Annotated in this window: 4 protein-coding genes and 2 pseudogenes; 5 read left to right on the top strand and 1 reads right to left on the bottom strand. The window is 74.5% G+C overall.

The genetic code is table 11. The features are described from left to right. Positions 1-1,050 (bottom strand): annotated as a pseudogene (locus PUR71_RS15280) (glycosyl hydrolase); the annotation flags it as partial. 285 nt (positions 1,051-1,335) lie between these two features. Here PUR71_RS15280 and PUR71_RS15275 point away from each other — a divergent pair. The 5 genes and pseudogenes from PUR71_RS15275 to PUR71_RS15255 all read left to right on the top strand — a co-directional run. Continuing rightward, positions 1,336-1,629: a hypothetical protein gene (locus tag PUR71_RS15275; RefSeq protein ID WP_329927535.1), complete on the top strand. Its 294-nt coding sequence runs from the start codon at positions 1,336-1,338 to the stop codon at positions 1,627-1,629. A gap of 163 nt (positions 1,630-1,792) precedes the next feature. Continuing rightward, positions 1,793-4,018, top strand: a complete 2,226-nt coding sequence (locus tag PUR71_RS15270; RefSeq protein ID WP_329927534.1) for an alpha-N-acetylglucosaminidase — start codon at positions 1,793-1,795, stop codon at positions 4,016-4,018. A gap of 78 nt (positions 4,019-4,096) precedes the next feature. Beyond that, the gene (locus PUR71_RS15265) at positions 4,097-5,731 is read left to right on the top strand and encodes an FAD-binding oxidoreductase (protein ID WP_329927533.1); all 1,635 of its coding nucleotides are present in this window, start codon (positions 4,097-4,099) and stop codon (positions 5,729-5,731) included. Between the two features lie 102 nt (positions 5,732-5,833). Then, positions 5,834-6,574: an SDR family oxidoreductase gene (locus tag PUR71_RS15260; protein ID WP_329927532.1), complete on the top strand. Its 741-nt coding sequence runs from the start codon at positions 5,834-5,836 to the stop codon at positions 6,572-6,574. A gap of 28 nt (positions 6,575-6,602) precedes the next feature. Further along, a pseudogene (locus PUR71_RS15255) lies at positions 6,603-7,583 on the top strand (RNA polymerase subunit sigma-70); the annotation flags it as partial. Between the last annotated feature and the right edge of the window lie 136 nt (positions 7,584-7,719).

Raw genomic sequence — 7,719 nt, 5'->3', positions numbered from 1 at the left:
GGCCTTGCTGTAGAAGCCGTTGTACGTGTCGCCACCGCGCCAGCCGACGGCCAGGATCACCTTCGACGGGTCCTTGGGATCGATCGCGATGTCGTTGGCGATGTTCTTGTACGGCGCGCTCGGGTCGGACGCCTTCGAACCCCCGGGCAGGTAGTCCGGGTTGGGCGCGAACTCCTGCGTCCACGGGCCCGAGAGGTCCGACGTCGAGTGGCTCCACACACCCCGACTGGTGGCCGCCCACACCTTGTCGCCCGCGAAGCGCAACGCGTGGATCGTCGTCGACTCCAACTCCGCGCCGCCGACCCGGTTCCCGGGCTGGAACTGGCCGTGCTTGGGGTCAGCGAGCACGTAGACGCCGGTGCCGACGTACGACACCGCGCCCGTGTTGGACTCCCCGGTCGCGTACCAGAGCCGCCCGGATCCATCGAGGTTCAGGGTGCCGGTCGACAGCGACGGCAGCTTCTCCGAGATCGACTGCCACTGCCCGCCGCCGGTCCGCGAGCGGAACACGCCGCCGTTCGCGCCGCCCGCGTACACGTACCCGTCGTCGTCCGCCGCGATGCCGGTGATCCGGCCGGTGACGAAGCCCGCGCCACCGCTGGAGTTGGAGTTGACGTCGCGGTAGCGCGCGTCGTCGGCGTTGTACGGCCTGTTCGTGACGTGCTCCCAGCGGCCGCCGACGCTCGGCATCGACTTCAGCTGCGCCCACGCCGCACCGTACGCGCCCGGGGCGACGACGCCGGGGGCGGTGCGGGCCTCGGTGTACTGCGCGGTGCCCTCGGCCGCGTTCTCGGCCTCGTCGGCGCCGCCGTCGTCCCCACCCCGGTCGGCCTTCGCAGAGGAGTCGGCCGAGAACGCGGGCCCGGCTGCGCCGTGGCCGTCCCGCACGTTCCTCGCGTGCTGCTGCCCGATCTCCTCCAGGTGCTGTGCCTGGTGCGGCCGGGGTCCGGGCGGCGCGGAGGCGGCGAGCGCCTGGGTGGTCGTCAGTCCGAGCGCGGTCAGGGTGACGGCGGGCAACAGCAGCCGTCGACGTTGCCTGTTGGGCACGATGGTCGGTCCTCCCCATGCGACGGTCCGCGCGGTCGCGCGGCCCCGGTGGCAGTCCGAGCGGAAGCCTCGCGGTCCGACCGGCCGGTGTGAAGGGAGTCTGCAGGAGGGGGAGGCGAAACTACGTCAGTTGATCGAGTCGCCGCGCGACGGATGACCCGCCCGGACGCCCGTGGTGCTGCGCGCCGTACGCCGGAGCGTCGGTCGGCCTCCCGCTTCAGCGAATCCTCAGGTACTCCCCGCCAGACTCTCCTTCCGTAGTCGGACGGTGGGCGGACGGAGCAGTCGATGGCGGGATCCATACGCGGTTCGGCGCGGGCCGGGGCGCTCCTGCGCCGGGCCGGGTGGTCGGCGGTCGCGCTGGCGGCGGTGGTGGGCACGGGGACCGCGGCGCGGGAGTTCGCGACCGCGGACATCCGGCCGCTCGAAGTGGCGTGCGAGCACGCCGCCTCCGCCGGGCACCACCGGCTCGCGATGCGCTTCTGCCGCGGCGGGATGGACCGCTGGAAGGCTCCGGCGGGCAAGCCCGAGCCCACCGGGCACCACGGGGCTCACGGATTCCTCAGGTTCCGGCTGCCGTGAGCCTCCGCAGACGGCGCGGCTCCCGGTCCCCCACGGACGCGGAGGCGCCCCCCGACGTCGCCCGGCGGCGAGTCCGTGCCCGTGTACGGGCCCACTCGGTCATCCGGGTGAGGATCCGCGAGCCGGGGGCACCGGGCGGGCGCGAAGTGCGACCGTCGGTCGCATGCCGCTGATCGCACGATCCGACCGCCGCGCCGTCCCCGTGCTGCTCGCCCTGCTCTGCATGTGCACGGCCTTGACGCCCGCTCGAGCCCGCGCATCCGAAACCCCGTTCGACCCCGCGCCCGCCGTCGCCGCCCTCACCCGACTGCTGCCCGCCCACGCCGCGCAGATCAGCCTCGTCCCCGAGCCGCAGGCCGCGCCCGGCGTCGACGCGTTCACCGTCTCCGGCACGCCCGGCGCGATCCGGGTGCGGGGCACCTCGCCCGCCACTCTGCTCACCGGCGTCGGCTGGTACCTGCGCAACGTCGCCCACGCCGACATCGGCCTGCCCGGCGACAGCACCTCGACGCTCCCGGCCACCCTTCCGCCGGTGCCCGCCGCGCACACCGGCGCCGCCGTCGTCCCGCACCGCTACGCGCTCAACGACACCGACAACGGCTACTCCGGTGCCTACCGGAGCTTCGCGGACTACCAGCACGAGGTCGACGTCCTCGCGCTGCACGGCTTCAACGAGGTCCTCGTCACCGTCGGTGCGGAGGCGCCGTACCTCCGGGCGCTCCAGGGCTTCGGCTACTCCGCCGCCGACCTGCGCGCGTGGATCCCGGCACCCGCGCACCAGCCGTGGTGGCTGCTACAGAACATGTCCGGCTTCGGCGGACCGGTCTCCGAACAGCTGGTCGCGGCCCGCGCCGCCGTCGGCCGTCGGCTCTGCGACCACCTGCGCGCCCTCGGCATGACGCCGGTGCTGCCCGGCTACTTCGGCACCGTCCCGACCGACTTCGCCGAGCGCGACCCCGGCGCCGCCGTCGTGCCGCAGGGCACCTGGACGGCGTTCGCCCGCGACTCCTGGCTCGACCCCACCGGGCCGCGGTTCGCCGAGGTCGCCGCCGCCTACTACGCCGCGCAGCGCGACGCCTTCGGCGACAGCGCGGTGTACAAGATGGACCCGCTCCACGAGGGCGGCACGGCCGGCGGCGTCGACGTCCCCGCCGCGGCCGGCGCGATCCAGCGCGCCCTGCTCACCGCCCACCCCGGCGCCGTCTGGGCGATCCTCGGCTGGGAGCACAATCCCACGGCGGCCCTGCTGTCGGGCGTGGACCGCAGCCGGATGCTGATCGTCGACGGCCTCTCCGACCGCTACGACGGCCTGGACCGCGAGTCCGACTGGGGCGGTACGCCGTACGCGTTCGGCACGATCCCCGACTTCGGAGGCAAGACCGCCGTCGGCGCCAACACGGGGGTGTGGACCACCCGTTTCCGTCAGTGGCTCACCAAGCCGGGCAGCGCGCTCAAGGGCATCGCCTTCATGCCCGAGGGCACCGGCACCGACCCGGCCGCCCTCGCGCTCTTCGCCGACCTCGCCTGGTCCGCGGACGGCATCGACCGGGCGGCCTGGTTCACCGCGTACGCGACCGCTCGCTACGGCCGCGCGGACGCCCACGCGGCGGAGGCCTGGGCGCACCTGCGCGAGGGCCCGTACGGCATGCCGTCCGACGGGTGGAGCGAGCCGCAGGACGGGCTGTTCACGGCGCGGCCGTCGCTGACGGCCTCGACCTCGGCGTCCTGGTCGCCGAAGAGGCTGCGCTACGACCCCGAGAGCGTGCGCAAGGCCCTCGCCGAGCTCCTGGCGGTGGCGCCGGAGCTGCGCGGGACCGACACCTACCGCTACGACCTGGTCAACATCGCCCGGCAGGCGCTCGCGGACGAGAGCCGCCGACTGCTCCCGGAGATCGACGAGGCTTACACCGCAGGCGACTTGGCCGCATTCCGGTCGCTGGTGAGCCGCTGGAGCGCCGCCGAGGACGATCTCGACCGGCTGGCGGCGACCGACGCCCGCTTCATGGTGGGCACGTGGCTCGCCCAGGTGCCGTCCTGGGGCGAGACCGACGCCGAGCGCGCCCGACTCCAGTACGACGCACGGTCGATCCTCACCACGTGGGGCGGCACCCGGGCCGAGGCCGAGGACGGCGGCCTGCACGACTACGCCGCACGCGAGTGGTCCGGCCTCGTCGCGGACCTGTACGCCAAGCGCTGGGCGGCGTTCTTCGCGTCCCTGGACACGGCCCTCGTTCACCAGACGCACCCGGCGCCCGTCGACTACTACGCTCTGGACGACGCGTGGGCGCACTCGACGTCCGTCTACCCGACCACGCCGGCCGGCGACCCGCTCGGCGTCGCGGCCGCGGTCGCTGCGTCACTGAACCGGCCGTCGGAGGCTTCGCGTTGACACCTCGCCCGCGGTGCGGCAACCGCCCGGCGCGCCCGCGCCGTCCCACAGTGGGGGCCTACGATCCGAGGAATGGGCATGACCAACGACCGTCCGGCAGCGCACCTCCCGGAGCGGCCCGGCCGCAGGGAGGTGCTGGCGCTCGCCGCCGCGCCCCTCGCGGCGGCGGCGCTCGCGGCGTGCGGCGGGCCGAAGCCGGAGCCGTCCCCGGCCCCGTCGACCTCCGCGAACAGCCCCACGCTGTCCCCCACACCGTCCACACCGTCCCCCTCGCCCACCCCCACCCCAGTCGGGCCGCCCGACTGGGCCGCGCTGGCGAAGGACCTCGGCGGCACGGTCATCGGCCCGCAGGACGCCCGCTACGAGGACGCGAGCCACCTCTACCAGCCGCAGTTCGACGGCCTGCGCCCCGCCGGGATCGTCTACGCGGCCACGCCCCAGGACGTCGCCACCAGCCTCGCCTTCGCCCGCACGTACGCCCTCCCGGTCGCGGCGCGCAGCGGCGGGCACAGCTACGCGGGCTGGTCGTCGGGCAGCGGGATGGTGCTGGACGTGGGGTCGATGGCGGCGGTCTCCGGTGCCGGCGGCGCGGCGACGGTCGGCGCGGGCGCCCGGCTGATCGACGTGTACGCGAGCCTGGCGGCCGACGGCGTGACGGTCCCGGCCGGCTCCTGCCCGAGCGTGGGCGTGGCCGGGCTGACGCTCGGCGGCGGCATCGGCGTGACGTGCCGTGCGTACGGGCTGACCTGCGACAACCTCACCGGCGCGCAGATCGTGACGGCCGACGGGCGGATCCGCCAGGTCGACGCGACGGCCGACCCGGACCTCTTCTGGGCGCTGCGCGGCGGTGGCGGCGGCAACTTCGGCGTGGTCACGTCCTTCACGTTCCGCACCCACCCGGCGCCGACGTGCGCGTACGCGTTCCTCTCCTGGCCCTGGTCGTCCGCCGCCGCCGTCGTGGCGGCCTGGCAGACGTGGGTGGCGGACGCGCCTGACCCCCTCTGGGCCAACCTCCACCTCGACACCTGGCCGGACGGGCGGCAGCGCCTGACCAGCACCGTCAACTACCTCGGCCCGAAATCCGAGCTCGCCGACCTCGTCGACCGGCTGGCCGTCGCCCCGGCCGGCGCCTCCCTCCACACGGCGCCGTTCCTGGACACCATGAAGGAGATGGGCGGCGTGGCCGACTGGTCGCAGGCCGCCGCCCACCTGCCCGGCAGCCTCCCCGGCCAGAACCCCGACGGCAGGCTGACCCGGGGCTCGTACGCGGCCCGGTCCGACTTCTACACCCGGCCGATCGACGCGACGGGGATCTCCTCGCTGGTGGCCGCCGTCGGCCGGTACCCGCGGAGCGTGCCCCAGGGCGGGAGCGCGTCCGTCTCCTTCGACGCCCTGGGCGGTGCGGTGAACCGGGTGGCCCCCGGGGACACCGCCTTCGTCCACCGCAGCGCCCTGTTCGGCGCCCAGTACATCACCAACTACCCTGCCCCCGGCGCCGGTTCCGGCCCCGCCGTGGACCAGTCCCAGGCCTGGCTGAAAGACGTCTGGACGACGATGCGCCCGTACGCGAGCGGCGAGGCCTACCAGAACTACCCGGACCCGACGCTCGCCGACTGGGCGCAGGCCTACTACGGCAGCAACCTCGCCCGGCTGCGCCGGGTGAAGCACGCCTACGACCCGGACGGGCTGTTCCGCTTCCCCCAGGCCGTGTGATCCTCCAGCCTCCGGAGAATCTTCCGGATGCACGACGGTTTTCCGGGCTCCCGCCGGTCTTGATTGGCGACCCCATCCCACCAGCCCACCCGGGAGCCCCCGATGTCCGACACCTTCCCCACCGCCGTCGTCACCGGTGCCGGTCGCGGCTTCGGCCGCGCGATCGCCGCGGCGCTCGTCGCCCGCGGCACGCACGTCATCGGCATCGCCCGCACCGAAGCCGACCTGCTCACCGTCCGCGACGAGCTCGGCGAGCGTTTCACTCCCCTCCCCGGCGACGCCACCGACGAGGCGCTCGCCGCCGAGGTGATCCGCACCCACCGCCCCGGCCTGCTCGTCCTCAACGCCGGGACGGTGCCGCCGATGGCACCCGTCCAGGAGCAGACGTGGGAGAGCTTCGGCCGCGCCTGGGAGGTCGACACCCGGCACGTCTTCACCTGGACCGGCGCCGCCCTGCGCGAGCCGCTGGCCCCGGGCAGCGTCGTCGTCTCCATGTCCAGCGGTGCCGCGCTCTTCGGCTCCCCGCTCAGCGGCGGGTACGCGAGCGCCAAGGCCGCCGTCCGCTACATCCGCACCTATGCCGCCGGGGAGTCCGAACGGGCCGGGCTCGGCATCCGGTTCGTCGCCCTCCTGCCGGACATGACCCCGGTCGGCGGGGTCGGCGACGCCGGGGTCACCGGTTACGCCGCGCAGGCGGGCCTCGACCGGGAGACTTTCCTCGAAGGGCGCGGGCCGATCGTCACGCTGGAGCAGATCGGGAAGGCGGTGACCGAGGTCGCCGACGACCCCGACGCCGCTCCCGAGTACCGGGTCGAGGGCACCGGGCTCGTCCCGCTCACCTGAGACCCGCTGCCGAAGCCGTTCGGGAAGGACCCCCGCGATGCCGTCGAACTCCGAATTCACCGCCCTGGCCGAACCCTTCAGGCCGGAGCTCCTCGCCCACTGCTACCGCATCCTCGGCTCGATCCACGACGCCGAGGACCTGGTCCAGGACACCTACCTGCGGGCGTGGCGGGCGTTCGACGGCTTCGAGGGCCGCTCCTCGGTGCGCCGCTGGCTCTACAAGATCGCCACCATGGCCTGCCTCACCGCCCTGGAGACCCGCTCCCGCCGCCCCCTGCCGTCCGGGCTCGGCGCGCCCGCGGACGACCACCGGGTGGCGGTCGCGCCCCGCGAACCGTCCGTCCCGTGGCTCCAGCCGGCCCCGGACTCCCTGTTCGGCGCCGACGACCCGGCGGTGACCGTCGCCGCCCGCACGGGCGTGCGCCTCGCCTTCATCGCCGCCCTCCAGTACCTCTCCGCCCGCCAGCGCGCCGTGCTCACCCTGCGCGACGTGCTCGGCTTCCGCACCGCCGAGGTGGCCGAGATGCTCGACACGACCACCGCCGCCGTCGACAGCGCGCTGCGCCGCGCCAGGTTCCGACTGGCCGAGGCGGGCCCGGTCGAGGACGACCTCGCCGAGCCGGACGAGCGCGCCCGCCGCGGCCTCCTCGACGGCTACGTCGACGCCTTCACCCGCGCCGACGCCGCCGCCCTCGTCGACCTCCTGCGCGTCGACGTCGAGATGGAGATGCCCCCGACGCCGACCTGGTTCACCGGCCGCCAGGCCGTCCTCGGTTTCCTCTCCGCCCGCGTGCTGCGCCCGTCCCGGTGGCGGATGACCCCCACGACGGCCAACCGCCAGCCCGCCTTCGTCGTCCACCGCCACGCCGGGGAGGGCCGCTACGAGCCGTACGGCGTCCAGGTGCTGACCCTCCTCGGTGCGCGCGTCGCCCGCATCACGGCCTTCAACGATCCGGCCCTCGTCCGGACTTTCGCGCCCACCGGGCTCGAAGGCCTCGCCACCACCTAGTAGGGCTTGGTCAGGTCGGTGCCGTGGTGGCGTGTCCTGGGGAGTAGGTGGCGCGTTGTTGGTGTGTGACACCTGGGGAGATGGCCGAGGTCCGGGAGGACCTGGAGGCGTTCACGGCGGGGTTGTTCGAAGCGTT

The organism is Streptomyces sp. SP17BM10 (assembly GCF_036322405.1).
Classification (GTDB): Bacteria; Actinomycetota; Actinomycetes; order Streptomycetales; family Streptomycetaceae; genus Kitasatospora.
This window is presented reverse-complemented; position numbering and strand designations above follow the sequence as displayed.